The sequence below is a fragment of the Ramlibacter sp. MAHUQ-53 genome (assembly GCF_052600055.1).
Window position 1 is genome coordinate 228475 of the sequence record NZ_JBQWTS010000006.1, and the last position, 24140, is coordinate 252614.

At 70.9% G+C, this 24140-nt stretch carries 22 protein-coding genes; 1 reads left to right on the forward strand and 21 read right to left on the reverse strand.

Annotation, left to right across the window (positions count from 1 at the left end; translation table 11 throughout):
- Position 1 precedes the first annotated feature (1 nt).
- The 16 genes from xylB to ACT80S_RS11560 form a co-directional block, all read right to left on the reverse strand.
- Positions 2 to 1474, reverse strand: a complete 1473-nt coding sequence (gene xylB / locus ACT80S_RS11485; protein ID WP_377415809.1) for a xylulokinase — start codon at positions 1472 to 1474, stop codon at positions 2 to 4.
- Between the two features lie 34 nt (positions 1475 to 1508).
- The gene (locus tag ACT80S_RS11490) at positions 1509 to 2516 is read right to left on the reverse strand and encodes a Gfo/Idh/MocA family protein (protein WP_377415810.1); all 1008 of its coding nucleotides are present in this window, start codon (positions 2514 to 2516) and stop codon (positions 1509 to 1511) included.
- Between the two features lie 23 nt (positions 2517 to 2539).
- Entirely contained in the window at positions 2540 to 3757 is a 1218-nt protein-coding gene (locus ACT80S_RS11495) for an MFS transporter (protein WP_377415812.1), read from the reverse strand.
- A gap of 29 nt (positions 3758 to 3786) precedes the next feature.
- Positions 3787 to 5463, reverse strand: a complete 1677-nt coding sequence (locus ACT80S_RS11500) for a GMC family oxidoreductase (RefSeq protein ID WP_377415813.1) — start codon at positions 5461 to 5463, stop codon at positions 3787 to 3789.
- 14 nt (positions 5464 to 5477) lie between these two features.
- Positions 5478 to 6254 carry a nuclear transport factor 2 family protein gene (locus tag ACT80S_RS11505; protein WP_377415815.1) on the reverse strand — a complete coding sequence of 259 codons (777 nt, stop codon included), beginning with the start codon at positions 6252 to 6254 and terminating at the stop codon, positions 5478 to 5480.
- Between the two features lie 19 nt (positions 6255 to 6273).
- Positions 6274 to 7041 carry a TIM barrel protein gene (locus ACT80S_RS11510; RefSeq protein ID WP_377415817.1) on the reverse strand — a complete coding sequence of 256 codons (768 nt, stop codon included), beginning with the start codon at positions 7039 to 7041 and terminating at the stop codon, positions 6274 to 6276.
- Positions 7042 to 7053: 12 nt separating this feature from the next.
- Entirely contained in the window at positions 7054 to 7824 is a 771-nt protein-coding gene (locus ACT80S_RS11515; RefSeq protein ID WP_377415818.1) for a TIM barrel protein, read from the reverse strand.
- Between the two features lie 41 nt (positions 7825 to 7865).
- Entirely contained in the window at positions 7866 to 8825 is a 960-nt protein-coding gene (locus tag ACT80S_RS11520) for a sugar phosphate isomerase/epimerase family protein (protein ID WP_377415820.1), read from the reverse strand.
- Positions 8818 to 9780, reverse strand: a complete 963-nt coding sequence (locus ACT80S_RS11525) for a sugar phosphate isomerase/epimerase family protein (RefSeq protein ID WP_377415822.1) — start codon at positions 9778 to 9780, stop codon at positions 8818 to 8820. Before ACT80S_RS11525 ends, ACT80S_RS11520 begins: the two co-directional genes overlap by 8 nt.
- Entirely contained in the window at positions 9777 to 10814 is a 1038-nt protein-coding gene (locus tag ACT80S_RS11530) for a sugar phosphate isomerase/epimerase family protein (protein WP_377415824.1), read from the reverse strand. Before ACT80S_RS11530 ends, ACT80S_RS11525 begins: the two co-directional genes overlap by 4 nt.
- A gap of 37 nt (positions 10815 to 10851) precedes the next feature.
- Positions 10852 to 11250 carry a C-glycoside deglycosidase beta subunit domain-containing protein gene (locus ACT80S_RS11535; protein WP_377415826.1) on the reverse strand — a complete coding sequence of 133 codons (399 nt, stop codon included), beginning with the start codon at positions 11248 to 11250 and terminating at the stop codon, positions 10852 to 10854.
- 32 nt (positions 11251 to 11282) lie between these two features.
- Positions 11283 to 11675: a C-glycoside deglycosidase beta subunit domain-containing protein gene (locus tag ACT80S_RS11540; protein WP_377415828.1), complete on the reverse strand. Its 393-nt coding sequence runs from the start codon at positions 11673 to 11675 to the stop codon at positions 11283 to 11285.
- A gap of 20 nt (positions 11676 to 11695) precedes the next feature.
- Complete coding sequence (locus ACT80S_RS11545; RefSeq protein WP_377415829.1) at positions 11696 to 12706, reverse strand: sugar phosphate isomerase/epimerase family protein; 1011 nt, start codon at positions 12704 to 12706, stop codon at positions 11696 to 11698.
- 22 nt (positions 12707 to 12728) lie between these two features.
- On the reverse strand, positions 12729 to 13901 hold the full coding sequence (locus ACT80S_RS11550; RefSeq protein ID WP_377415831.1) for a Gfo/Idh/MocA family protein: 1173 nt from the start codon (positions 13899 to 13901) through the stop codon (positions 12729 to 12731).
- A 1-nt stretch (position 13902) separates the two neighbouring features.
- Positions 13903 to 14961: a sugar phosphate isomerase/epimerase family protein gene (locus ACT80S_RS11555; RefSeq protein WP_377415833.1), complete on the reverse strand. Its 1059-nt coding sequence runs from the start codon at positions 14959 to 14961 to the stop codon at positions 13903 to 13905.
- Between the two features lie 140 nt (positions 14962 to 15101).
- Complete coding sequence (locus ACT80S_RS11560; protein ID WP_377415835.1) at positions 15102 to 17243, reverse strand: TonB-dependent receptor; 2142 nt, start codon at positions 17241 to 17243, stop codon at positions 15102 to 15104.
- Between the two features lie 283 nt (positions 17244 to 17526).
- Between ACT80S_RS11560 and ACT80S_RS11565 the strand changes: the two genes are divergently transcribed.
- On the forward strand, positions 17527 to 18552 hold the full coding sequence (locus tag ACT80S_RS11565; RefSeq protein ID WP_377415837.1) for a LacI family DNA-binding transcriptional regulator: 1026 nt from the start codon (positions 17527 to 17529) through the stop codon (positions 18550 to 18552).
- A gap of 160 nt (positions 18553 to 18712) precedes the next feature.
- Here the strand turns inward: ACT80S_RS11565 and ACT80S_RS11570 are convergent, their stop codons facing one another.
- The 5 genes from ACT80S_RS11570 to ACT80S_RS11590 are packed head-to-tail and all read right to left on the reverse strand — an operon-like array spanning position 18713 to position 24123.
- Positions 18713 to 20335, reverse strand: coding sequence for a carboxylesterase/lipase family protein (locus ACT80S_RS11570; protein WP_377415839.1), 1623 nt, complete (start codon positions 20333 to 20335; stop codon positions 18713 to 18715).
- A gap of 5 nt (positions 20336 to 20340) precedes the next feature.
- Positions 20341 to 21126 carry a cyclase family protein gene (locus ACT80S_RS11575; RefSeq protein WP_377415841.1) on the reverse strand — a complete coding sequence of 262 codons (786 nt, stop codon included), beginning with the start codon at positions 21124 to 21126 and terminating at the stop codon, positions 20341 to 20343.
- A gap of 23 nt (positions 21127 to 21149) precedes the next feature.
- The gene (locus tag ACT80S_RS11580) at positions 21150 to 22136 is read right to left on the reverse strand and encodes a fumarylacetoacetate hydrolase family protein (RefSeq protein WP_377415843.1); all 987 of its coding nucleotides are present in this window, start codon (positions 22134 to 22136) and stop codon (positions 21150 to 21152) included.
- A gap of 14 nt (positions 22137 to 22150) precedes the next feature.
- Entirely contained in the window at positions 22151 to 23176 is a 1026-nt protein-coding gene (gene glk / locus ACT80S_RS11585; RefSeq protein ID WP_377415845.1) for a glucokinase, read from the reverse strand.
- Positions 23173 to 24123, reverse strand: a complete 951-nt coding sequence (locus ACT80S_RS11590) for an NAD-dependent epimerase/dehydratase family protein (protein WP_377415847.1) — start codon at positions 24121 to 24123, stop codon at positions 23173 to 23175. Before ACT80S_RS11590 ends, glk begins: the two co-directional genes overlap by 4 nt.
- Between the last annotated feature and the right edge of the window lie 17 nt (positions 24124 to 24140).

The following is a 24140-nucleotide window of genomic DNA, read 5'->3' on the forward strand; positions in this document are numbered from 1 at the left end:
TTCAGGGTTGGCCGGCCAGCGCGCGCAGGGGCGCGTAGGCACGGCGGAAACGGGCCAGCCGCTCGGCCAGCACGGGCTGGTGATCGGCCACGGGAAGGAAGGCGCGGTCGGTGGGCGGGGCGCGCAGCACCTGCGCGCGGTCCATGCCCAGCGCCAGCTGGGCCAGGCGGGCGGCGCCCAGGGCCGGGCCCACGTCGGCGCCGGCGGCGCGCAGCACCGGGCGCTGCAGCACGTCGGCCAGCAGCTGCAGCCAGGCGTCGCTGCGCGCGCCGCCGCCGATGGCCAGCAGCTGCGAGGGCACCGGGCCGGCCTCGGCCAGGGCGTCGAGGCCGTCGGCGAAGGCGAAGGCGACGCCCTCGATCACCGCATGGGCCAGGTCGTCGCGCGTGCTGCCGGCCTGCAGGTTGATGAAGCTTCCGCGCGCGCCGGGGTCGGCGTGCGGGGTGCGCTCGCCGCTCAGGTAGGGCAGGAACAGCGGCGCCTCGGCGCGCGGCGCGCCGGTGAGCGGGGCCAGCAGGTCGGCCTCGCGGGCGCCGGTGAGGGCTGCGAACCAGGCCAGCGAGGCCGCGCCGGACAGCAGCACCGCCATCTGGTGCCAGGTGCCGGGCAGGGCGTGGCAGAAGCTGTGGACGCCGCGCGCCGGGTTGGGCCGCGGGCCGTCGGTGGTGACGAACAGGACGCCCGAGGTGCCCAGCGAGACGAAGCCATCGCCGGGCTGGACCGCGCCCACGCCCAGCGCGCCGGCCGCGTTGTCACCGGCGCCGGCCGCGATCCGCACGCGCGCCGGCAGGCCCCAGGCCTGGCACCAGTCGGCCCGCAGCCAGCCGATGGCGTCGGGCCCCTCGTGCAGCTCGGGCATGTGGCCCGTGCCCAGGCCGGTGGCGTCCAGCAGCGTCTCGCTCCAGCGGCGACCGGCCACGTCCAGCCACCAGGTGCCCGAGGCATCGCTGGTGTCGGTGCCCATCTCGCCGCTGAGTTGCCAGGCCAGCCAGTCCTTGGGCAGCAGAACCTTGGCCACGCGGGCGAACAGTTCGGGTTCGTGCTCGGCCACCCACAGCAGCTTGGGCGCGGTGAAGCCGGCCATGGCGCGGTTGGCCGCGATGCGCCGGCCCTCGGGCACGCGCCGCTCCAGCGCCTCGCACTGCGCCTGGCTGCGGCCGTCGTTCCAGAGGATGGCGGGGCGCAGCACGGCGCCGGCCGCGTCGAGCAGCACCGCGCCATGCATCTGCCCGGCCACCGCCAGGGCCTGCACCGCGCGCCAGTCGGCGGGGTCGGCGCGCCGCATCAGCTGGCGCACGGCGTCGTCGGCCGCGGCCAGCCAGGCAGACGGGTCCTGCTCGCTCCAGCCGGCCTGCGGCCGCTGCACCTGCAGCGGCGCGGTCGCCTCGGCGCGCAGGCGCCCGGCCTCGTCCAGCAGCACGGCCTTGACGCCCGAGGTGCCCAGGTCCAGGCCCAGCACATGGGTGTTGCTCATCGCGGTGCTCCCTCGACGTTCACGCAGCGGCCGTTCATGCGGCGGCGCGGGCATCGCGCTCGCGGGCCAGTTCGGCCTGGATGCGCTGCATGATCTGCAGCACCTCGGCCGTGTTGGCCACGGTGTGCAGCGGATGCTCGGTCGCGCCGGCGAGGATGGCCTCGTTCACCGCGCGGAACATCGGCACATAGCCGGCGCCCTCGCGCTCGAACGTCAGGTCCTGCACGGTGGGGGGCTTGGGCGGCTGGCCGGTGGTGACGCGCAGGCCGCCCGGCGAGAACAGGGGCTCGTTGAAGTCGATCGCGCCCTTGCGGCCGCCCAGCCAGCCCCGGGGCGGGACCAGGAAGGTGATCGAGGTGGCCAGCTGCGCCATCGCGCCGTTCGCGTAGCGCAGGGTGATCGCCTCCTCGAGGTCGACCCCGTCCGGGCGCATGTGACCGGTCGCGGAGACCTCGGCCAGCTCGCCCAGGAACATCTGGGCCAGGGTGATCGTGTAGACGCCCATGTCGTAGAGGGCGCCGCCGCCCAGGGCCGGGTCCCAGAAGCGCGCCGGGCCGTCCTTGGGCACCGGGTAGCCGAGGCCGGCCTGCAGGAAGCGGGGCTCGCCGATCACGTCGGCCTCCACCAGCTCGACCGCCTTGCGCATGGCGGGGCTGAACTTCATCCACATCGCTTCCATCAGGAAGACGCCGCGCGCCCGGGCGATGCGCCCGAGTTCGAGCGCCTCGTCCGCCGTCATCGTCAGCGGCTTCTCGCACAGCACATGCTTGCCCGCCTCCAGCGCCTGGCGGGCCAGGGCGAAGTGGGTGGCGTGCGGCGTGCCGATGTAGACCGCATCGACCTCGGTCGACGCGCACAGCCGCCCGAAGTCGTCGAACGCCAGCGGCAGGTCCAGGGCCTGCGCGAAGGCGTCGGCGGTGGCGCGGGCGCGCGAGCAGATGGCGACGACCTCGGCGTTCTTGCAAAGGCGCAGGTCGCCCACCGTGCGGCGGCCGATGCCGCCGCTGCCGACCACGGCCCAGCGGACCTTCTTTTCATTCATGGCAACGCTTTCGTGAAGCGGGCTCACACCCGGTCGGCCGCCAGGCCGCCGGCCGGCGCCGCCGCCGGCTTGCGTGAGAACAGCGCATTGACCCCGGCGATGGCGAGGCACAGCACGCCGAAGACGACGAAGGCGCTCAGGAGGTCGCCCGTGACCAGGCGCACGCCGGACACGAAGAACGGCGACACGAACTGCCCCAGGAAGAAGGCACTGCACCACCAGCCCATGCCGCGTCCGCGGAAGCGCTCGGGCAGTTCGCGGAGGCCCCACCCGATCAGCACCGGAATGGTCATGCCCGCCGCCAGCTGCTGGATGAAGGCGAAGACCATGGTGGCCTTCACGCCCAGCGCCAGGCCGATGCCCGTCATGCCGACGCCCAGGAGGACGAACAGGACGGTGAACTGGAGCCTGACGCTGCGGCCCGCGATGGCCTTGAACAGGATCGCACCGACCGGCACGCCCACGCTCACCAGCGCCGTGTACAGGCCCAGGTCGCTGCCCTTCTTGACCCCCATCTGGTCCAGCGCCAGCGAGAACTGCAGCGTGTAGACGAAATAGATGGCGGCCAGCACGAAGGTCGAGACGGCCACGCGCGCCATCAGCCGCACCGGAAAGGCGCCCGCATCGGCCGTGCCGGCCTCGCGGCTGGCGGCCTCGCTGCGGCGCTCGGGTTCGAACACGGCGAAGGCGGCAAAGGCGGCGATGCCCAGCGCCGTCGCGTAGATCAGGAACGGCAGGTTCCACGAGATCATCGACAGCTTGCCGCTGCCGCTGATCAGCAAGGTGCCGAGCGCCGGGCCGACGAAGCTCTGCCACATCAGCCACTTGGCGCGGGCCTTCTGGTCGAAATAGTCGCCCAGCAAGGTGTTGCCGATGGTCAGGATGAACGCCTCGCCAATACCGAGCAGCAAGCGTCCCGCCATCAGCGCCTCGAAGCTGGTGAAGAAGAAGGGCAGGATGCCCCCCACGCCGTACAAGGTGGTGAAGATCAGGAGCAGGCGGCGCCGGCCGAGCTTGTCCGTCAGCGCGCCGGCGAACGGCGAGAACAGCGCGACGCACAGGCCCGGCGCCGACAGCACCAGGGGGGCCAGCGTCTGGATGCCGCCCACATGCGGGAAGGCCTTCACCAGCGCGGGCACGATCGGCATCAGCGTGACGATGGCCATCATCGGCAGGATGCCGATCATGATGATCACCAGGCCCTGGGCCAGGCCGGCGCGGCGGGGGGATTGCGTGTCCATGGGGTTGTCTCCGGGGTGGGGCCGCTGCGTCAGGCGCGCAGTTCAGCCGAATGTCCGTACTCGCGGCCGATGTGGTCGCAGGCACGGGCCGTCAGGGCCATCGTCGTCAGGGTGGGGCCGCAGGTCCCGTTGGTCACGAAGCAGCTGCTGTCGGTGACGAACACGTTGGGCGCATCCCAGACCTGGTTGTGGGGATTCAGCACCGAGTCCTTCGGGTCGCTGCCCATGCGGGCGCCGCCGCATTCGTGGATGGCGCCGCCCACGGCCACGCTGCGCTTGTAGGCGAGGCGGAACATCAGGCGCTCGTACCACTTGGCATTGGGCATGAAGGGGCCGTCCGAGCTGATGCCCAGCGGGCTGATCAGGAAGTCGACGTTGAAGCCCGCGGCCTGCATGACCTCCTTCTGCACCTGTACCTGGTCGCGCAGCAGCTTCACGTCGTTGTCGCGCAGTCGCAGGCTGACCGAGGGAATGGGCACGCCCAGGCGGTCGCGGCGCGAGGCGAGGTTCACCCGGTTGTCGATGTGGGGCAGGATCTCGCCATGGCCGGTGAGGCCGAAGACCGAGTCCAGGTGGGCCGGCAGCATCGGGCGGCCGACGATGCCCTGCAGGTTGAAGCCGCCGGAATAGCCCAGCTCGCCGGCCTTCTTCAGCTGGCGGAAGCGCGGGATGTAGATGCCGCCGTGGTTGTCGGCCGGGCTCGTGCCGTCGACCAGCTCGCCGCCCTTGAAGCCCGGCATGGTGCCGAAGCCCAGGGACAGCATCTGGTCCATGAAGTAGCGACCGACCAGGCCCGAGGCGTTGCCCAGGCCCTGCGGATGGCGCTCGCCCTTGGAGTTCAGCAGCAGGCGGATGGACTCGATGGTCGACGCGCACACCATCACCACATTGGCGCGCACCTCGTGGCGCTCCCCGGTTGCCTTGTCGATGTAGGTCACGCCGGTGGCCTTGCCGGAGCGCGGGTCGGTGTTGATGCGCTCCACCGGGGAATTCGCGCGCAGCGTGAGGTTGCCGGTGGCGGCCGCGGCCTGCAGCGGCGTGGTGGTGCGGTGGTTCTGCGCGTCCACCGGCGTGGCTTCCTTGCGCACGTAGCGCCAGGCCATCACCTTGGCATCGGTGAAGCGGTCCTCCACGCGCTGCTTGAACAGCTGCTCGGCCTTGCTCAGGCCGGCGGGCCGGGCATACACGCCCGAGGGGCAGTAGGGGATGCCGTCGTCGTTGCCGACGATGCCCAGGAAGCGCTCCACATGCTCGTAGTAGGGCGCCAGGTCGTCATAGCCGATCGGCCAGTCGAAGCCCACCCCTTCATGGCTCTTGAACTTGAAGGTGTAGTCGGACATGCGCAGCGCCACCCGGCCCCAGGCCAGGAAGCGCCCGCCCACCTGCTTGCCGCGCAGCCACAGGTAGAAGTCCTGCGGCGACTCGTAGGGGTGCTCCTTGTCGTTGACGAACAGGAAGGCCTTCTCGGCGGAGTAGAACGAGGTCAGCGCCTGCTTGTGCTGGCCCTGCAGTCCGGCCTTGATGCGCGGCCAGGAGCCGATGGCGGCGAACTGCGCCTTGGCGGCGGCCTCGAACTTTTCCTCGGGCAGGGGGCCGCCCGCCTCCAGCACCAGCACGCGCAGGCCGCGCTCGGTCAGCTCCTTGGCGGCGATGCCGCCGGTGGCGCCGGAGCCGATGACGATGGCGTCGAAATTCTTGTCGGTCATGGGTTGGGGCATCTTCAGGAAGCGGGGGTCTCGGGGTCGCTGTCGTAGGGCTCCGGCGGGCGCGGCACGACGGCCTGCGCCGTCTGCGTGCTGTAGGCCTGGTAGGGCGTCTCGGTGGGCCGGTCGGTGTCCGGCATCCACACCGGCTTGCCGTCATGGCCGAAATAGGCCAGGTTCTCGTGGAAGCGCTGGAAGTCGGGGATGGCTTCGGTGCAGGCGGCGAAGTCGATCCAGTTGCGGCCGTAAGGCGCGCGGAACACCTCGAAGCAGCGGAAGCGCCAGATCTTCCACTCGCCGTCCTGGAGCAGCGCGTGCATCTCGTACTTCATGGCCACCCAGTGGGCCCAGACCTTCTTGCCGTTGACGAGCTCCTTCTCGTACATGAACGCCGGCGCGTTGGCGGACTGGGCCGGGTCGGTCAGGCCGGACTCGACGCCGCCCACGATCCAGATGCCGCGCGCGCTGCGGCCGTCGCCGGCCACCTGGATCGACGGGGTCGTGCTGTAGTGCAGGAGCAGCTTGCCCACCGGCGCCGGACGGCCGCGGTGGTAGGCGGTGATCGTGTCCCACTGGGTGTAGATGCCCTTGTTCGAGTACTGCGCGCGCATGCCCGGCGTGCCGGGCTTCACCCACATGTCGATGATCTTCTCGTCCTCGTAGCCGTTGTGCAGGTGCATGTAGTTGGAGAACAGGTTCTCCAATTCGCCGCGGGCCTCGGTGCGGGCCAGGCGATGCTCCAGTTCGGCGATGCGGGCGGCCAGGTCGGCGCTGCCCAGTTCAGAGTGGCTCATGGGATCTCCGGGTGCAGGCTCACAGGCCCAGGGTGCGGCGGCTCAGCGCCAGGGATTCGGCAATGGGCAGCGAGGGCAGGTACTCCAGGCCGATCGGACCGCCGTAGCCCAGCTCGCGCAGCTGCGCCATCAGCGCCGGCCAGGGCAGGCGGCCGGTGCCGGGTTCGTGGCGGCCCTCGTGGTCGGCCACCTGCACATGGCCCACCAGGCCGATGCGGCGGTCGAAGGCCTGCTCCAGCGCCTGGCCGTCGACGGCGTGGTGGTAGACGTCGGCCAGCAGCCGCAGCGCCGGGTGGTCGACCTGCTCGACCAGGTCCAGCCCCTGGCGGATGTTGCGCACCGCCATCGGGTTGCCCTGGATCACCATGTGCACCGGCTCCAGCAGCAGCGTGGCGCCGCCGTCGGCGGCGATGCGGCAGGCCTCGCGCAGCACCTTGGCGGCGTTGGCGCGCAGCTCGGACTCGGCCTGGCCCGGCCGGGCGAAGCCGGAGGCCAGGATGATGCGGGCGCCCTGCAGGCGGCCCGCCACCGGCACGGCGTCGCGCACGGCGCCCAGGACGGTGGCGTGCTCGGCCGGGTCGACCAGGCTGGCGCGCGGGTCGGCGCAGAAGCTGAACACCTTCACGCCGGTCTCGGCCACGGTGTCGACGACGGCGTCCAGCGGCTTGTCACGCCACAGGTGCATGTCGACCGCGTCGAAGCCGTCGGCCGCGGCGGCGTGGAAGCGTCGCAGGAAGTCGGGATGCTCCGCCTTGTAGAGCATCTCGATGCAGGGGATGAGTCGCATCGCCGGGCTCCGTCAGGCGATGCCGAACACTTCGCGGGTGCGCTGCAGCGAGGGCAGGGTGCCGTTGCTGGGGCGGTACTCCAGGCCGATGTCGCCGGTGTAGCCCGCGGCCTTCAGCGCCGGCAGCCAGGCGGCCCAGTCGATGGTGCCGGAGCCGGGCTCGTGGCGGCCGTTGGTGTCGGCGACCTGCACGTAGCCGATCAGGTGGCCGCGCTTGAGCACCTCGCGCCAGTCCTCGCCCATCACGGTCGAGTGGTAGACGTCATACAGCAGGCGAACCGCCGGGCTGTTGACCTCCTCGACGATGTCCAGGCCTTCCATGGCCGTGTCCATGAACATGATCGGGTGGTCGATGCGGGTGTTCAGCGGCTCGAGGTAGATCATCAGCCCGGCGGCCTCCACCAGCGGCGCGGCCTTCTTGATCAGGTAGACCATGGCGGCGTGCTGCTCGGCGGCCGGCACGTCCTTCAGCGCCGGGCCGCCGGCCAGCACGATGCCCTTGGCGCCCAGGCGCTGGCACATCGCGATGGTGCCGCGGACGGCGTCCAGGAAGAACGCCTCCTTGCTGCGGTCCACGCAGCCGCAGCGCGGGCCGATGACCAGGCTCTGCAGCTGGACGCCGGTCTCCTTCAGCGCGGCCTCGACGGCGTCGATGTCGACCTTGTCCCAGAGGTGGAACTCCACCCGGTCCAGGCCGGCCGCGGCGGCGGCGCGGATGCGCGCCGGCATGTCGCCGGCTTCGTTGAACATGTACAGATCTTCAATGACTGCAGACAGCTTCATCGCTTCGATTCCTTGTTGTTGTGTCGTTGTTGTCGTGGCTCTCAGGCCAGCAGGGGCTGCAGCACATGGCGAACGGTCCAGGCGTTCTGCATCATGCTGGCCGCCGCCGGCGCGGGGCCCTTGTCGCTCTCGACGATGAGCCAGCCGTCGTAGCCGCCCTCGCGCAGGGCCGCCATCAGCGCCGGCCAGTCGACCAGGCCGGTGCCCAGCTCGCCGAACCAGCGCGGGATGCGGCGCTCGCCGCCGGCCAGCAGCAGGGCCCGCTCGGCGTTGGGCGCGCGGTACTCGTCCAGCGTGTCCACGGCCAGCGCATCCTTCAGGTGGATGTGCCAGACGCGGGCCTGGAAGCGGCGGTACCAGGCGGCGACGTCGTGGCCGGCGATGGTCAGTTCGGCCGTGTCCATGGCCAGGCCCACGGTGGCGGGGTCCAGCTGCTCGAGCCAGGCGTCGAGTTCTTCGGGGTCGCGCAGCGGGGACAGGGCGTCCAGGTGCAGCACGGTCTTGATGCCCAGCGCCGCCGTCATCGCGCCGACCGCGTTCCAGCAGTCGGCGGCGGCGGCCTGGCGCTCGGCGTCCAGCCCGCCGTGGCGGCCATGGGGCGGCAGTGCGCGCACCACCAGCACCTCGCCGCCGACTTCGGCCAGGAAGCGCGCGAAGATGCCGGCCTGTTGCAGCAGCAGGGCGTGCTGGCTGCGGTCGCTGCAGTCCAGGCCGTGGTGCAGCTCCTCGAAGCTCATTTGCAGAGGGTCGAAGAACAGGCTGGCGACGCGCTGGATGCCCCACTCGCGCAGCTTCAGCTTGAAGTGCTCGACCGAGCCGAAGTTCAGCGCGATGTTCTCGGGCCGGCCCATCGGGTCCCAGCGGCCGGTGCCGCCGGTGAGCTCGATGGCGTCGAAGCCGCAGGCGGCCGTGACCTTGAGCGCGCGCTCGTGCTGCTCCATGCGGGCGAAGCCCGTGAAGCCGGCCTTCCATTGGTTGGTGGCGTAACCCCACTTAATCATGGATGGGCCTCAGCTGGTTGCGAATGGTCCAGGCCGCGATGGCCGTGCTCTCGGGGTAGTTGCCGCCGCCGACATCGGCCTTGTCATGCTCGACGCCGACCCAGCCCTTCCAGCCCACCTCCTTCATCGCGCCGTAGAGCGCGGGGAAGTCCACCAGGCCGCCCTCGGTGCCGATCTCGTAGAACCAGCGGGCGGTGGTCGGCGCCATGACTTCGGCGTCGGGCTTGCGGCGGTAGTCGCCATTCGTGTCGACGTGGTGCGTGTCCTTCAGGTGGAAGCCGGCGACGCGGTCGTGCCGCTTCAGGAACAGGTCCACCGGGTCCACGCCGGCGATGACGTGCTGGGCCGTGTCCAGGCACAGGAAGACATAGCGCGGGTCGGTCCAGTCGTAGAACTTCTGCAGCTGCTCGGCGGAGCGGATGCCGCAGAAGAACTCGTGGTGGCAGCAGGTCTTGATGCCGTAGCCTTCCAGCGTCATCTGGCCGACGCGGTTCCACAGCTCGGCGCAGGCGCGCAGCTTGTCGTCGGTGACCGGCTCGACGTCGAAGTACAGGCCGGCCGGCATCACGATGAAGTTCTGCACGCCCAGGCCGGCGCTGGACTTCATGATGTACTCGGCGTAGCGCAGGATCTGGTCATGCGTGGAGCGCACATGGGGCGCGCTCTGGCGCTCGTCGTACATCACGGCATGGAACAGGCTCAGCACGCGGTCGATGCCGCGCGACTGCATGAACTCGCGCGCGGCAGGCAGGCTGCCGAACAGGTCGCGCAGCGCGCCGAGGTGGAAGTCGAAGGTCTCGATCGCCTCGTAGCCCACGCCCGCGATCTGCTTGAGGAAGGCGTCGAAGCGCTCCACCGAGCTGTACTGCGAGATCTGGCCCTGGGCGGTGTCCACCCGCCAGTGGTCCATGTAGGCGTAGCGCAGGCTGCGCCCGGCCAGCGGTGCACCGATCATGCGGCGACCTTCGCGCCCGTGTGGCGGGCGATGATGCGGCGGGCCAGCGCCTGGTGCTTGGCCACCATGTCGAAGGCATCGACATTGCGCATGTAGAGGTGGCCCTCCCACTCGCTGGACATGAAGCCGTTGAAGCCGCCGTCATGGAAGACCGGCAGGATGCTGCCGTAGTCGATCGAGGCCTCGTTGCCCTCGTCGTCGAAGTCGTAGAACTTGCCGTGCACATGCACGACCTGCGGCATGATTTCCTTCCACATCTCGGCGGTGCCGGGGCTGAGGATGTTGAACATCACGGCCAGCGCGCTGACGTCGGCGGGGTCGGCCTTCAGCGGCTCGACGCGGCGGGCGAACTCCTGGCGCTTCCAGCCGGCGTCCTTGGGCAGCTGCCAGATTTCCAGCGCCAGCTGGATCAGGTCCTCGGGCAGCTGCTGGCGGCGCAGGTTGGCGATGTAGGTGGCGGGCAGGCGGCTGGCGCAGCAGCCGAAGTCGGGCACGAAGCCCAGCAGCGGCGAGTTGGCCTTGGCATAGGCCTCGCGCCAGGCCATCACCGGCGGCGAGCTGGGGTTCAGCGGCGCATGCACCTCGGGGCCGATCTTGATGCCGTGCTTCTCCAGCAGCGGCAGCAGGCGGATGATCACCTCCACCGGCGCGGCGAACTGGCAGCGCACCGTGGGGAAGCCCATCTTGGCGGCGGCCTCGATCTGGGGCGCGTGGTAGGCCACGGCCTCGTCCACGCTCATCATCGTGCCGCGGCGGATGGCCATGTCGGCGTTGATGCTCAGGCAGCTGGGCGTGAGCTGGTACTTGGCCATCAGGTCCTTGAAGCGGGCGGCGAAATCGTCGCTCACGTTCGGGAAGCCGCGGATGCTCGAAAAGCCGATGACTTCCAGGCCCGGGCCGAGCTGGCGCTTGGCCACTTCGGCGATCAGGCCCTCGAAGTCGTAGCGGCGCTCATGCCACTCGTTGGTGAAGCTGTACAGCGTGGAGCCGAGCTGGAAGCCCTGGGGGGCGGTGCTGGTCTGGGATGCGGTCATGGTCAGGGGTGTCCGTGCGGGTGGAGATGCGCGCGCCTCAGGCGGCCAGGACCTGGGCGTCGCCGCGGGTCACATGGGTCAGCATCGGGATGTAGGGCGGGTACAGGTTCAGCGTCACCACCACGTGGTGCTTGCCGGCCGCCAGCGGCCGGGGCGTGGGCACATGCAGCAGCACCGAGTCCTGGATGAACCAGGAGGTGCCGGTCTGCTCGGGCAGCTCGGCCAGCGTGTAGCGCTTGCCTTCGTACTCGACGGTGGCGCCTTCCAGCGAGACCGGATCGCCGTCGACCAGCAGCTGGGTGGGCATCACCACCGACAGCGGCAGCGAGCGGTACCAGGGCAGGCGCAGGTCGATCACCAGGCCCTCGGGCGTGATGCGCGAGTCCTCGGGGGTGATGAGGTAGTCGCTGAAGGAGTTCTTGAAGAAGCGGGCCATGAAGGGCTTTCGGGGGCTATCGGTGAAGGGGCTCAGCCGGCGATGCGCAGCACGCGGCTGGTCTGCGTCGTCGGCACGAAGGGCAGGTAGGAGATGCGCAGGCGCTCGGCCAGGCCGATCTTGTGTTCGCCGGGCGTCAGGCCGCCGGGGCGGGCGACGACGACGCGGGCCTTCTCGCCGAAGTTCCACTTCTCGTCGTAGCAGGTCTCCATCTCGGCCAGGCTCCAGCTGCGGCCCCGCAGCTCCAGGCGGATGGCCTCGCGGGGCACGGGCTCGCCGTCGACGGTGACGGCGATGTCCTCGACCATCGACAGGCCGAGGCCGCGGTAGTAGGGCAGGCGGGCCAGCAGGGCGAAGCCGGTGACCTGGCCGTTGGCGACGACGTTCTCGAAGCCGTCGTCGCACAGCATGTGTTGGTCCATCATGGGGTGGATCTCCTTGGGGGTCAGGCCTGCAGGGCGGCCGGGATGGGTTCGTCGAGCAGTCGGCACAGCATGCGGTGCTGGCGCTTGACCTGCTCCACCGATTCCACGGGGTGCGCATCCTCGATCCAGCGGTTGCCTTCGTACTCCGAGCAGATGTGGCCCTTGAAGCCGCCCTGCTTGAGCACCGCGACGATCTCGTCGTAGGGGATGGAGTACTCGACGTCGTCCTCGGTCATCTCGTAGAACTTGCCGTGGATGTTGTGGATGCGGTGCATGAACTCCAGCATGCGCTTGGGCTCGAAGGCGGCGTTGTGGCGCAGCGTCTCGGCCATGGCCAGGGACGGGCCGGTGCCGCCCATCTCGCGCACGTCGAGCAGCACGTACTCGCTGAGCGTGCGGTCCTCGTAGGACTTCTCGATGAAGTCGGCGATGTGGCGCGGCACGCCGTTGCGGATGAAGCGCTCCTTCCACACGCGCGGGAAGCGGTGCACGAACATGCCCATGTCCGGCAGGAAGCCCAGGGCCTTGGAGCCCGACTTCTCATAGGCCTCGGCGTGGCGAATGATCCAGGGGTGGTCGAAGTGCAGCGGCGCGTGGATCTCGATCAGGATCTTGATGCCCTTGTCCTCGGCATAGCTGGCGCAGGCCACCAGCACCTCGGGCGAGATGGAGACCAGGGCGCGGATGTAGGGCGCGCCCAGGGCCACGCCGAAGTCGATGTCGCGCTTGACGCTGGCCACCTGCTCGTCGAAGGGCATCACCTGGCCCTTGGTGCGCTTGTAGTCCAGCATGAAGTCGTGGCACACGGGGTAGGTGCCGTAGCGCTCCATCAGGCGGTGCCAGTGGGCGATCTCCTGCACGGGCATGCCGACCTCGGGCCAGCCGCTGAAGGTCTGCTCGCCCACCACCTCGATGCCCTTGGCGCCGATCTCGGCGCAGGTGCGGATGCAGTCTTCCAGCGACATGGTGCGCAGGAAGGTGTCGTTCTGGAAGCTGTAGAGGCTCACGCCCCGCTTGATGTCATGGCTCATGGTTGTCTTTCTGGTCTGAGGTTTAGGCGGCCTCGCCCGGCAGCCTGACCCAGCGCCCGCCCAGGCGGGAGGAGCGCTGCACGGCCTCGATGAACTGCACGCCGCGCAGTCCGTCGGCGATGGTGGGGAAATGGCTGGCCTTGTCCGCCTTGCGGCCGCCGCGGCGGGCGGCGCGCAGGTGCTGGGCGATCTCGCCGTACAGCGAGGCGAACGCCTCCAGGTAGCCCTCGGGATGGCCGCCGGGAATGCGGGCCATGCGCGCGCCGGCGGCCTCGAAGGCGGCCCCGGCACGCTCCAGGATCTGGGTGGGCTGGCCCAGCGGCGTGTAGCGCAGCTGGTTGGGATGCTCCTGCGACCACTCCAGGCCGCCCTTGCTGCCGTAGACGCGCAGGCGCAGGTCGTTCAGGTGGCCCGGCGCGACCTGGCTGGCCCAGATCATCCCGCGCGCGCCATTGGCATAGCGCAGCATCACCTGGGCGTTGTCGTCGATGGGGCGGCCGGGCACGAAGGTGCTCAGCTCGGCGCACAGCTCGGTCAGGGGCTGGCCGGTCACGAAGTCGGCCAGGTGCCAGGCATGCGAGCCGATGTCGCCGATGGCGCCGCCGCCGGCCTGGGCCGGGTCGGTGCGCCAGGCGGCCTGCTTCTGGCCGCTGCGCTCCAGCGGCTCGGCCAGCCAGTCCTGCGGGTACTCGGCCTGGACCACGCGGACCTCGCCCAGGCGGCCGGACTGCACCAGCTGGCGCGCCACGCGCACCATGGGGTAGGCGCTGTAGTTGTGGGTGACGGCGAAGACCAGGCCCTTCTGCTCGGCCAGCTTCTTCAGGGCGCGCGCGTCGGCGCTGCGCACGGTCACCGGCTTGTCGCAGATGACGTGGATGCCGGCCTTCAGGAAGGCGCGGGCGGCCGGCGCATGCACGTGGTTGGGGGTGACGATGACCACCGCCTCGATGCCGTCGTCGCGCGCGGCCTCGGCCTCGGCCATGGCCTCGTAGCTGTCGTAGGTGCGCTCGGGCGCCAGGCCCAGGGCCAGGCCGGAGCGGCGGGCCTTCTCGGGCGTGGAGGACAGGGCGCCCGCCACCAGCTCGTACTGGTCGTCCAGGCGGGCGGCGATGCGGTGCACGGCGCCGATGAAGGCGCCCTCGCCCCCACCGACCATGCCCAGGCGGATGCGCGCCGGCTTCATCGGGGCGGCCATCTCAGTTCAGCCCCAGCATGCGGCGCAGCTGCGCCGGGTCGGTGGCGCTGCCGGCGAAGTCGTCGAACGCCTTCTCGGTGACGCGGATGATGTGGTCGCGGATGAAGGGCGCGCCCTCGGCGGCGCCCTGCTCCGGGTGCTTGAGGCAGCACTCCCACTCCAGCACGGCCCAGCCCTTGAAGTCGTACTGCGCCATCTTGGAGAAGATGGCCTTGAAGTCGACCTGGCCGTCGCCCAGCGAGCGGAAGCGGCCGGCGCGCTCGGTCCAGGACTGGAAGCCGCCGTAGACGCCCTGCTTGCCGTTCGGGCGGAACTCGGCGTCCTTCACGTGGAAGACCTTGATCCGGTCGTGGTACAGGTCGATGAACTGCAGATAGTCGAGCTGCTGCAGCACGAAGTGCGAGGGGTCGTAGGCGATGGACAGGCGCGGGTGGTGGTTCACGCGCTCGAGCAGCATCTCGAAGGTCACGCCGTCGTGCAGGTCTTCGCCCGGGTGCAGTTCGAAGGCCAGGTCGCAGCCGGCCTCGTCGTAGGCGTCGAGGATGGGAAGCCAGCGCTTGGCCAGCTCGTCGAAGGCGGCTTCCACCAGGCCCGCCGGGCGCTGCGGCCAGGGGTAGAGGAAGGGCCAGGCCAGCGCGCCGGGAAAGCTGATGCTGGCCTTCAGGCCCAGGTTCTTGGAGGCCTTGGCGGTCAGCAGCAGCTGCTGCACGGCCCAGCGCTGGCGCTCGGCCGGCTTGCCTTTCACCGCCTCCGGCGCGAAGGCATCGAAGGCCTCGTCATAGGCCGGGTGCACCGCCACGAGCTGGCCCTGCAGGTGGGTGGACAGCTCGGTGATCGCCACGCCGTTGGCGCGGGCGATGCCGGCGATCTCGTCGCAGTAGGCCTTGGACTCGGCGGCGCGCTCCAGGTCGAACAGGCGGGCGTCCCAGGTGGGCACCTGCACGCCGGCGTAGCCCAGGGAGGCGGCCCATTTCGTGATCGAGTCCCAGCTGTTGAAGGGGGCCTGGTCGCCCGCGAACTGGGCGAGGAACAGCGCGGGGCCTTGGATGGTGGTTGCCATAGTGTCTTGTCCTCGCAGGCTCAGGCCATGCAGGCCATGGCGGCCTGGTGCGGCACGGTCACGTGCGGGTTCATTCGGGGGAGTCCTTGCAGGAAAGAAAAAGGCATGGCGGGCGATCCCGCCATGCCCTCACGACGTCATCAGAAGTTGGCGCCGACACGCACGCCGAAGGTACGCGGCGCGCCGGTGAAGAAGCTGCCCGGGACGCGGCTCTCGATCGTCACCTTGTTCTCGACGTTCTTCACATAGGCCTGGACGTAGTACTTGTCGGAGGCCGGCGTGTAGGTCACGCGCAGGTCGCTCTTGGTGAACGAGGGCTGCTTGTAGCGGACGGCGGCGGCGAAGTCGCTGATGTAGTAGCCGCTGTTGTAGCGGGTACCGGCATACAGCGACCACTGGCTGCCGTCGGCCATCGGGAGCTGCTGGGTGAAGCCCAGGCCCACGCCGGTCTTGGGCGCGCGATCGAGCTGCTTGCCGGACCAGTTCTCGGTGGTCGTGGGCTTGTAGCTGTCGAAGGTCGCGTCGGTGTAGCCCAGCGAGAAGTTCAGCTGCTGGGTCTTGTTCAGGGACCAGCCGCCTTCCAGCTCCAGGCCGCGGATCGTGGACCTGGCGGCGTTGGTGGTGAGCGAGCCGCAGCTGGCGGCGGTGTCGCCCGTGCAGACCACGGACGTCAGCTGCATGTCCTTGTAGTCGTAGTTGAACGCCGAGGCGTTCAGGCGCAGCGCGTTGTTGAAGAAGCGGCCCTTGATGCCCACTTCGGCGGCGGTCAGCGTCTCGGGCTTGTAGCCGGAGCCGGTGCGGTTCTCGTTGAAGCCGCCGGCCTTGTAGCCGGTGGACAGGCTGCCGTAGGCCATCACCGCGGCGCTCAGGTCGTGGTCCACGCCCAGCTTGTAGTTGGTCTTGCTGCTCGAGGCCTTGGCGTTGGAGAAGCCCGGGCCGGTGACCGAGCCGCCCAGCGGGTCGCTGCCGGTCTTCTCGTCACGCGTGCCGCGCAGGCCCAGCACCAGGCGGGTGGCGGGCGTCATGCTGTAGGTGGCCTGGCCGAAGACGGCCTTGGAGTCGTTCTCCACCACCGGCTTGAACGGCACGGTGATCAGCGGACCGGGCGTCTTGGTGTAGTAGATGGTGTTGCGGCTGATTTCCTCGTTGAAGGCGTACACGCCGGCCACCCAGCGCAGCGGGCCGGCGCTGGCGGAGTTCAGGCGCAGCTCGTGCTGCTGGCTCTTGGTGTTGCCCTTGATGTCGCTGTAGAACGGGTTGCCGAAGTAGGTGCCGTTGTCGCTCTGGTCCGTTTTGGACTCGCCGTAGGCGCCGACGTAGGTCAGGTCCACCGCGCCCAGGTTGGTCTTGTACTCGGCGCGCAGCGTGTCGGCGGTGTTGTTGAGGTGGTTGGTGGCGTTGACGAAGGGCTTGGTCTGCGTCAGCTGCGCAGTCGTGCCGCGGTCCACATACACCGGGTTGGCGAGGTTGTTGCCGTTGGCGATGGGCGTGCCGGTGAAGAAGTTGGTGGCCGGCAGCGGGCTGCCGCCGTTGCCGCCGACCTTGCTGTGCTCGGCCGTCAGCAGCAGGCTGGTGTCCTTGCTGATGGTGAACAGGGCGTGCAGGCGGGCCGCGACGTTGTCCTCGTTTTCCAGGGGCACGGTGTTGGCGCCGGGGTTCTGGTAGGTGTCGCGCTTGCTGGTGGCGACGGCGGCGCGCAGGGCCAGGGTCTGGTTCACCGGGGCGTTCAGCACGAACTCGGTGCGGCGGGCGCCGTAGTTGCCCACATCGACGAGGGCCTTGCCGCCGAAGCGCTTGGGATCGGGCTTGGCCGTGATCAGGTTGATGGCGCCGCCGGTGGCGTTGCGGCCGTACAGCGTGCCCTGCGGGCCGCGCAGCACCTCCACGCGCTCCAGGTCCAGGAAGCTGCCGATCTGGGCTTCGGGGCGGGGCACGTAGGCGCCGTCGACGTTGAAGGCGGTGGACGGGTCGCCCTTCTCGCTCATGTCCAGGCTGGTCACGCCGCGGATGGCGATCTGCAGCTTGCCGCTCTCGGCGGCGATCTGCACGTTGGGAGCCAGCTCCGTCAGGCCGCGGGCATCGGTCACGCCGGCGCTCTTCATCGCCTCGCCGTCGGCCACGGTCAGGGCGATCGGGGTCTTGGAGGCGGGCGTGGCGACCTTGGTGGCCGTCACGGTCACTTCCTGGTTGGCGCCCTGGGCGAAGGCGGGGGCGGCGACGATCAGGACGCCGGCAGCCATGAGCTGCGTGGCGAGCCGGGTCGGACGGAATTGCTGGTTCATGTTGTCTCCTGGTTGTTGGAACTGCCTCAGCGGCGGCAGGGTTTGGAATACAGGTCCGTGTGCGCCTTGGAGGGCGACGGTGCAAAGGTAAGCGCTTTCCTCAACGCCCTTCTAAGGGTTTATGCGAGGTCTGTTGGCTTTTTGCAATCCGCTTGCATTGATTCGGTGAATACCACGCATTCACAGAGGGAAAACATGCGGTTCCGGGTACGGGTTGACCCGGGGTCGGCGGCCGGGAAAACGTGCCTTACACTTGGGAAAATATTTTCCCACAAGGGGATCCATGCCGCCGCCACGCCCTACCGCGCCGCCACGCGCCGCCGCACCGCCCGCGCCCGCGCCGGCGCCGGGGGCGGTGTCGATCTCCGAGGTGGCCGAACTGGCGGGCGTGTCCATCGCCACGGTCTCGCGCGTGCTCAATGGCAGCAAGCCGGTGAGCCCGCAGACCCGCCAGCGCGTGGAGGCGGCGGTGGCCCGCCTGGGTTACCGGGCGAATCCCTTCGCGCGCAGCCTCATGAGCGGGCGCAGCCGGCTGGTGCTGGTGCTGGTGCCGGACTTCGCCAACCCCTTCTTCGCCGGGATCGTGAACGGCATCGAGGCCGTCACCCTGCGCGAGGGCTACAAGATCGTGCTGTCGGGGCCGCAGTCCTCGCTGGAGTCGGTGTACGAGGGCATGGTGGACGGCGTCATCAGCATGGCCCACGAGCCGATGCCGGAGGCGCTCGCGCAGCGGGGCTTCCCGTGGATCGCCTGCTCCGAATTCCTGCCTGACGCCGACGTGCCCTGCGTCAGCATCGACCACCAGCAGGCCGCGATCGACGCGGTGCAGTTCCTGATCAACCGCGGCCACCGGCGCATCGCGCTGCTCTCCGCGCAGGAGGACAACACCTGGGCGCAGCAGCGGCACGCGGGCTACGAGCAGGCGCTGGCGCGCGCGGGGCTGGAGGTGAAGCCGGCGTACATCCGGGTGGCGCGCGGCACCGACTACAACTGCGGCATGGAAGCCGCCGGCGGCCTGCTGGCCCTGCCCGAGCCGCCGACCGCGGTGTTCGCGGTGTCGGACACGCTGGCCATCGGCGCCATCAAGGCCTTCCGTCGCGCCGGCCTGCGGGTGCCGCAGGACATCGCGGTGGTCGGCTTCGACAACATCCCGCTGTCCGAGGTGTTCGAGCCGAGCCTGACCACCATCGCGCAGCCGATGCACGAGCTCGGCACCCGCGCCGCGGAGCTGCTGATGCAGCGCCTGGCGGGCGGCCAGCCGGCCTCGGAGAAGCTGCAGCACATGCTGGTGATGCGGGAGTCGGCCTGAGGCTTCAGGTGTTCGGCCCGGGCAGTCCCCCCAGGTCGGCGGTGACGGTGGCCACGCCGTGGTCGTCGGTGGGCTGGTCGCGCACGGCCTGGATCGCGTCGAAGGCTGCGCGCAAGCCGCCGCCCGAGCGGGTGCCAGGCGGCTCTCCTGAGGGGCTGTGTCAAGGGCGCGGCGAGGGTGTCCGCAGCAGGTCCATCAGGCGGTGGTCATGCGCCTGCTGGACGTGCGCCGCATCGTCCAGGCGCATCGTCGCGCCACCCGGCCCCGAGAAGGCGGGCCAGTCCGGCCAGCCCGGGGCGGCCGGCCGGCCGGTGTGCGCGAAGCGCGCCCAGGCCCCGGCCATGCGGCCGGCGAGACGGTACGCCGCCTCGCTCCCGCCGGTGGCCTCCACCGCCCGGTGCACGTTGTCGAAGGTGAAAGCCAGGTCCATCGCGTGGGATGACTTGAAGAAGCCGCCCAGCACCGGCGAGGCCCACGTGAACAGGTACACATAGGTCGGCGCGGCGCCCGCCTGCGCGCGGCGCCGCGCGATCTCCAGCGCCGCGGCGCGGAAGTCGGTGTCCAGGTCCAGCAGGTCCGCGGGCGCGGCCTCGGGGTAGGCCGCGCGGAAAGCCGCGAGGACCTCGGGCCAGCGCTCGCCGTGGCGATCGCGCAGGAACGCCTCCACCACCGCCGGCGTTGCGCCGCGCAACTCGCGCGGCCGCTGCGCCAGGGCGAACTCGTTGAGCGTGGAGCCCACGATCACCGGCACCTGCGCCGACAGCGCCACCGCCTCGGGATGCCCCAGCTGCCAGGGCAGGAAGCGGCCGTCGATGGTGGGCATCCAGGAGAAGGGCAGGGGGTCGCGGTAGGCGCCCTCGGCCCGCAGCGCGCGGTCGAGGTCGCGCATCGCCGCATCGGCCGCCGCCTTCAGGCGCGAATACGGCAGCCGCCGCAGCTCGCTGGCGCGTGAGGCGTCCAGGCCCAGCTTCGCCAGCACCGCCCCGGCCACGCGCCGGCTGGTGTCCCGGGGCAGGAAGCTGCTGCGGTAGTTGCTTTGCAGGATGGCCTTGTGGAACAGGCCCTTCGCGGCGGGGGCGGACATCAGCGCGTAGGCCTTGGCCGCGCCGCCCGACTCGCCGAAGATCGTGACATTGCCCGCATCGCCGCCGAAGGCCGCGGCGTTGGCGCGCACCCATCGCAGCGCCGCCACCAGGTCCAGCAGGCCGGCGTTGGCCGCGTCGGCGAACCCGGGGCCGTGGTCCGACAGGTCCAGGAAGCCCAGCACGTTGAGCCGGTGGTTGACGGTGACCACCACCACGTCGCCCCGCGCGGCGAGGGCGCCGCCGTCGTAGGTGGCCGACTCGCGCGAGGAGCCCACGCTGAAGGCGCCGCCGTGGAACCAGACCATCACCGGGCGCGGCGTCGCGGCGGGCGCCGCCGGTGCCCACACATTGAGGTTCAGGCAGTCCTCGTCCTGCTCGCCCCAGGTGTGCTGGGCGATGAAGCGCAGCTCCTCGAAGGCCGGCTCCGGGTCGCCCACCGGGCAGACCTTGCCGTAGGCCAGCGTGCGGCGCACGCCTTGCCATGGCGCCGCGGGCTGCGGCGCCATGAAGCGCTGGGCGCGCGCATACGGGATGCCGCGGAACACCTGCACCGGGCCCTGGCGGAAGCCCTGCACCTGTCCCGTGGTGGTGCGCGCGACGGCGATGCCGGGGCCGGTCTCGATCGGTTCGGGGCGCGGTGCCTGCGCGCTTGCCGCGGCACACAGGAAGGCGGCGGCGAGGGCCAGCAGGCGGCGCATGGCGATCAGTCCTGGAAGATCGCCACCGCCCGGGTCCAGCCGGCCGAGGCGCCGCGGATCTTGTGCGGGAAGCAGCTGATGGTGAAGCCGGTGGGCGGCAGGGCCTCGAGGTTGTGCAGCTTCTCCAGGTGGCAGTAGCCGATGTCGCGGCCGGCCTTGTGGCCTTCCCAGATCAGGGAGGTGTCGCCGGTCTCGGCGATGCGTTTCGCGGTGTACGAGAACGGCGCGTCCCAGCTCCAGGCGTCGGTGCCGGTCAGGCGCACGCCGCGCTCCAGCAGGTACATGGTGGCCTCGTAGCCCATGCCGCAGCCCGCGCCCAGGTAGTCCTTCTGCCCGTAGCGCGAGCCGGCGCGGGTGTTGACCACCACGATCTCCAGCGGCCTGAGCGTGTGGCCGATGCGCTTGAGCTCCGCCTCCACGTCGGCGGCGGTGCAGACATAGCCATCGGGCTTGTCGCGGAAGTCCAGCTTCACGCCCGGCTGGAAGCACCACTCCAGCGGCACCTCGTCGATGGTGATGGAGGGCTTGGCCTCGCCGAGCTTGCCGTCCATGGTGGAGTGGAAGTGCCAGGGCGCGTCCAGGTGCGTGCCGTTGTGCGTGGTCAGGGTGACCCACTCGGCGGCCGCGGCCTCGCCATCGGGGAAGTCCTCGGCCTTGGTGCCGGGCAGCATGGCCAGGAACTCGGGCACCGTGTCGGCATGGGTCTGGTAGGTGATCTTCGGCGCCAGCGGGGGCGGGTCGGAGAGCACGTCGTTCTCGAGATAGATGGACAGGTCGACGAAGCGGGGCATGGGGCGGTTCCTCCAGGTGTTTCTCAGTACGGCGCGGGGGCCTGCACCACGCGCTGGTCGATCGCGCCGAAGACCGGCCGGCCCTGCCAGCGGGCCTCCATGCGCACGCGGTCGCCGAACTTCATGTAGGGCGTGCTCGCCTGGCCGCTGGCGATGACCTCGATGGCGCGGCGCTCGGCGATGCAGGCCGAGCCGCGGGTGTCGCCGGCGTTGGACACGGTGCCGGAGCCGATCAGGGTGCCGGCGCGCAGGCGGCGGGTCTTGGCGGCATGGGCGATGAGGTCGTGGAAGCCGAAGCTCATTTCCCCGCCATTGGGATGGCCGAAGCGCCGGCCGTTGTGGTCCACCTCCAGGTCCAGCCGGACGCGCCCGTCCGCCCAGGCCTCGCCGATCTCGTCGGGCGTCACCGCCACCGGGGCGAAGCTGGTGGAGGGCTTGGCGTGGAAGAAGCCGAAGCCGGTGCGCATCTCGCGCGGGCCGAAGCTGCGCAGGCTGACGTCGTTGATCTGCACCAGCAGGCGCACATGGTCCAGGGCCCGCGCGGCCGGGCAGCCCAGCGGCACCTCGCCCACGATCACGCCGAACTCGCCCTCGAAGTCGATGCCGTGGGCCTCGTCGGGCAGGGGCAGGTCGTCGTGGGGGCCGAGCAGGTCGTCGCTGCCGCCCTGGTACATCAGCGGGATGGTCTCGCGGTCCGGGATCGGGGGCATGTTGAAGGCGGTGTCCATCAGCGTGCCGTGGTTCAGGAAGGCCGAGCCGTCGCACCACTGCGGCGCGCGCGGCAGCGGCGCGGCGGCCTGCGTGGGGTCGAAGGCGAAGGCGCCGGCGAGCGCGCCTTCGTTCAGCTGCCGGTAGAGGGCGTCCAGCGCGGGCGCGCAGCGGTCCCAGTCCTCCAGCGCGGCGAGCAGGCTGGGGGCGATGGCGCCGGCATCGGCGGCGTGGCGCAGGTCGCGGGAGACGACGACCAGGCGGCCGTCCTTGTGCGGGCTCTTGAGGGTGGCGAGTTTCATGGGAGGTGGCAGGGTCAGTCGTCGAGGGCGCGCGAGGCGCCGAGGAGGGCGGGGGAGTCGCCGGCGCGGAGGACCCACACCGGCACGTCTTGCAGGTAGGCGGCGAAGCGGCCCTTGGCCTCGAAGCGCTGGCGGAAGGGCGAGCCCTCGAACCAGCCGAGCCAGCGCGGCACGATGCCGCCGCCGAGGTACACGCCGCCCCGCGCGCCCAGCGTGAGCGCGAGGTTGCCGGCGACGCCGCCGAGGAAGCCGGCGAACAGGTCCAGCGTCTGCAGGCAGCGGGCGTCGCCGTCCTCCAGCGCGCGGCGGGAAATGGCGGCGGCGTCCAGGGGGGCGTGCGCATGGGCGTCCTGCGGTTCGCCGCGGACCTCGCGCAGCGCCCGGTGCAGGTCCGCGAGGCCGGGGCCCGAGAGCACGCGCTCGGCGGAGACATGGCCGTGCCGCGCCCGCAGCCGCTCGATCACCGCGAACTCGAGCGCGTCGGCCGCGGCCAGGGTGACGTGGCCGCCCTCGCCGGCGATCGCCTGCCACCCCGACTCGCCCACCGGCACCAGGCCGGAGACGCCCAGGCCGGTGCCGGGGCCGAGCAGGGCCAGCGGGGCGCGCTGCGCACCGGGCGCAGGGGCCGCACCGGACGAATCCCGCGCACCGGGCGCGGGGGCCAGGCCGCCGACCTGCACCATCTGGTCCGCCGCCAGTGCGGGCAGGGCCAGGGCGAGGGCGGTGAAGTCGTTGACCACGGTGAAGCGCTCCAGGCCCAGGCGCTGGCGCAGCGCGCGGATGGAGAAGGACCATGCATGGTTGGTCATGCGCAACGCATCGCCCAGCACCGGCGTGGCGATGCCCATGCCGAAGGCCGGTGGCATGGCGTGCCCGGATTGCGCGAGGTAGTCGCGCACGGCCTCCTCCAGGCCGGGGTAGGCGGCGCAGGGCAGCACGCGGACGTCGCGCGGCGCCTCGCCGGGCGCGGCCTGCCAGGCGAAGCGCGCATGGGTGCCGCCGATGTCGCCCAGCAGGCGGGGGAACAGGGGAGTGCTCATGGACCCAGGACGTTCTTGATCAGGCCGTCGACGTCGCCGTCATGCCGCAGGCCCAGGGCCTGCGCCAGCGGCGTGGCCAGCGGCGGGTACTCGGCGAACAGCCGCTGCACCAGCGGCTGCGGCTCGTAGCGGATGCCGGCCGCGGCCTGCGCGCCGAAGCGGCCGGCGAGCGCGCCGACCACCTCGCCGACCGACAGCCACAGCGCGGGCATGGGGTAGCTGCGCGTGGGCCGCAGGGCGGCCGGCTCCAGCGTGGCGGCATGGGCCAGGTTGGCGGCGCAGGTCCGCGCGGAAATCCACCAGGCCCGGCCGTCCTCGCGTACCGGCACGGTGCAGGGCTCGCCGCGCGCAATGCGCCAGAAGATGTCGCTCATGAAGGCCGACAGCAGCCCGGCGCGCGACTCGGGCCGCGCCACCACGCCGGGCAGGCGCAGCGAGCAGCCCTCCACCCAGCCGCGGCGGGTGGCGTCGGCCACCAGGAGCTCGCAGGCGAGCTTGTGCGTGCCGTAAGTCAGGGCGGGGGCAGTGGGGGTGGACTCGTCGACCTGCGCCGGCAGCGACTCGCCGTAGACCGCGATCGAGCTGGCGTAGACGAAGCGCGCGGGCTGCGGCCAGCCGGCCTGGCCCAGCGCCTCCAGCAGGGCCAGGGTGGCGTCGAGGTTGACGCGGCGGCCGGCGGCGTAGTCGCTCTCGCCCGCGCCGCTGGGGAGGCTGGCGAGGTGGAACACGGCCCGCGCCGGCCGGGCCAGCGCCCGGTCGCGCGTGGCGGCGGCGTCGATGGCGCCGGCGACCTGCTCGACGCGCGGGTCGGTGGCCGGGGCCGCGAAGTGGAGGTCGACCGCGGTGATCGCGTCGACGGGGCGGCCGCCCAGGCCGTGCTGCAGCAGGTGCTGCACCAGCACCTGGCCGATGAAGCCGGCCGCGCCGGTGACGATCACATGGTTCACGCGAGTCTCCTGGAGCG

Bases quoted from the DNA above. Each gene is read 5' to 3' on its own strand.
- ACT80S_RS11575 (WP_377415841.1), bottom strand. From the start codon at position 21,126: ATGCCCCGCTTCGTCGACCTGTCCATCTATCTCGAGAACGACGTGCTC.
- ACT80S_RS11540 (WP_377415828.1), bottom strand. From the start codon at position 11,675: ATGATGGACCAACACATGCTGTGCGACGACGGCTTCGAGAACGTCGTC.
- ACT80S_RS11550 (WP_377415831.1), bottom strand. From the start codon at position 13,901: ATGGCCGCCCCGATGAAGCCGGCGCGCATCCGCCTGGGCATGGTCGGT.
- ACT80S_RS11530 (WP_377415824.1), bottom strand. From the start codon at position 10,814: ATGACCGCATCCCAGACCAGCACCGCCCCCCAGGGCTTCCAGCTCGGC.
- ACT80S_RS11500 (WP_377415813.1), bottom strand. From the start codon at position 5,463: ATGACCGACAAGAATTTCGACGCCATCGTCATCGGCTCCGGCGCCACC.
- ACT80S_RS11555 (WP_377415833.1), bottom strand. From the start codon at position 14,961: ATGGCAACCACCATCCAAGGCCCCGCGCTGTTCCTCGCCCAGTTCGCG.
- ACT80S_RS11580 (WP_377415843.1), bottom strand. From the start codon at position 22,136: ATGAAACTCGCCACCCTCAAGAGCCCGCACAAGGACGGCCGCCTGGTC.
- ACT80S_RS11570 (WP_377415839.1), bottom strand. From the start codon at position 20,335: ATGCGCCGCCTGCTGGCCCTCGCCGCCGCCTTCCTGTGTGCCGCGGCA.
- ACT80S_RS11565 (WP_377415837.1), top strand. From the start codon at position 17,527: ATGCCGCCGCCACGCCCTACCGCGCCGCCACGCGCCGCCGCACCGCCC.
- ACT80S_RS11545 (WP_377415829.1), bottom strand. From the start codon at position 12,706: ATGAGCCATGACATCAAGCGGGGCGTGAGCCTCTACAGCTTCCAGAAC.
- ACT80S_RS11520 (WP_377415820.1), bottom strand. From the start codon at position 8,825: ATGATTAAGTGGGGTTACGCCACCAACCAATGGAAGGCCGGCTTCACG.
- ACT80S_RS11535 (WP_377415826.1), bottom strand. From the start codon at position 11,250: ATGGCCCGCTTCTTCAAGAACTCCTTCAGCGACTACCTCATCACCCCC.
- xylB (WP_377415809.1), bottom strand. From the start codon at position 1,474: ATGAGCAACACCCATGTGCTGGGCCTGGACCTGGGCACCTCGGGCGTC.
- glk (WP_377415845.1), bottom strand. From the start codon at position 23,176: ATGAGCACTCCCCTGTTCCCCCGCCTGCTGGGCGACATCGGCGGCACC.
- ACT80S_RS11505 (WP_377415815.1), bottom strand. From the start codon at position 6,254: ATGAGCCACTCTGAACTGGGCAGCGCCGACCTGGCCGCCCGCATCGCC.
- ACT80S_RS11490 (WP_377415810.1), bottom strand. From the start codon at position 2,516: ATGAATGAAAAGAAGGTCCGCTGGGCCGTGGTCGGCAGCGGCGGCATC.
- ACT80S_RS11495 (WP_377415812.1), bottom strand. From the start codon at position 3,757: ATGGACACGCAATCCCCCCGCCGCGCCGGCCTGGCCCAGGGCCTGGTG.
- ACT80S_RS11515 (WP_377415818.1), bottom strand. From the start codon at position 7,824: ATGAAGCTGTCTGCAGTCATTGAAGATCTGTACATGTTCAACGAAGCC.
- ACT80S_RS11560 (WP_377415835.1), bottom strand. From the start codon at position 17,243: ATGAACCAGCAATTCCGTCCGACCCGGCTCGCCACGCAGCTCATGGCT.
- ACT80S_RS11510 (WP_377415817.1), bottom strand. From the start codon at position 7,041: ATGCGACTCATCCCCTGCATCGAGATGCTCTACAAGGCGGAGCATCCC.
- ACT80S_RS11525 (WP_377415822.1), bottom strand. From the start codon at position 9,780: ATGATCGGTGCACCGCTGGCCGGGCGCAGCCTGCGCTACGCCTACATG.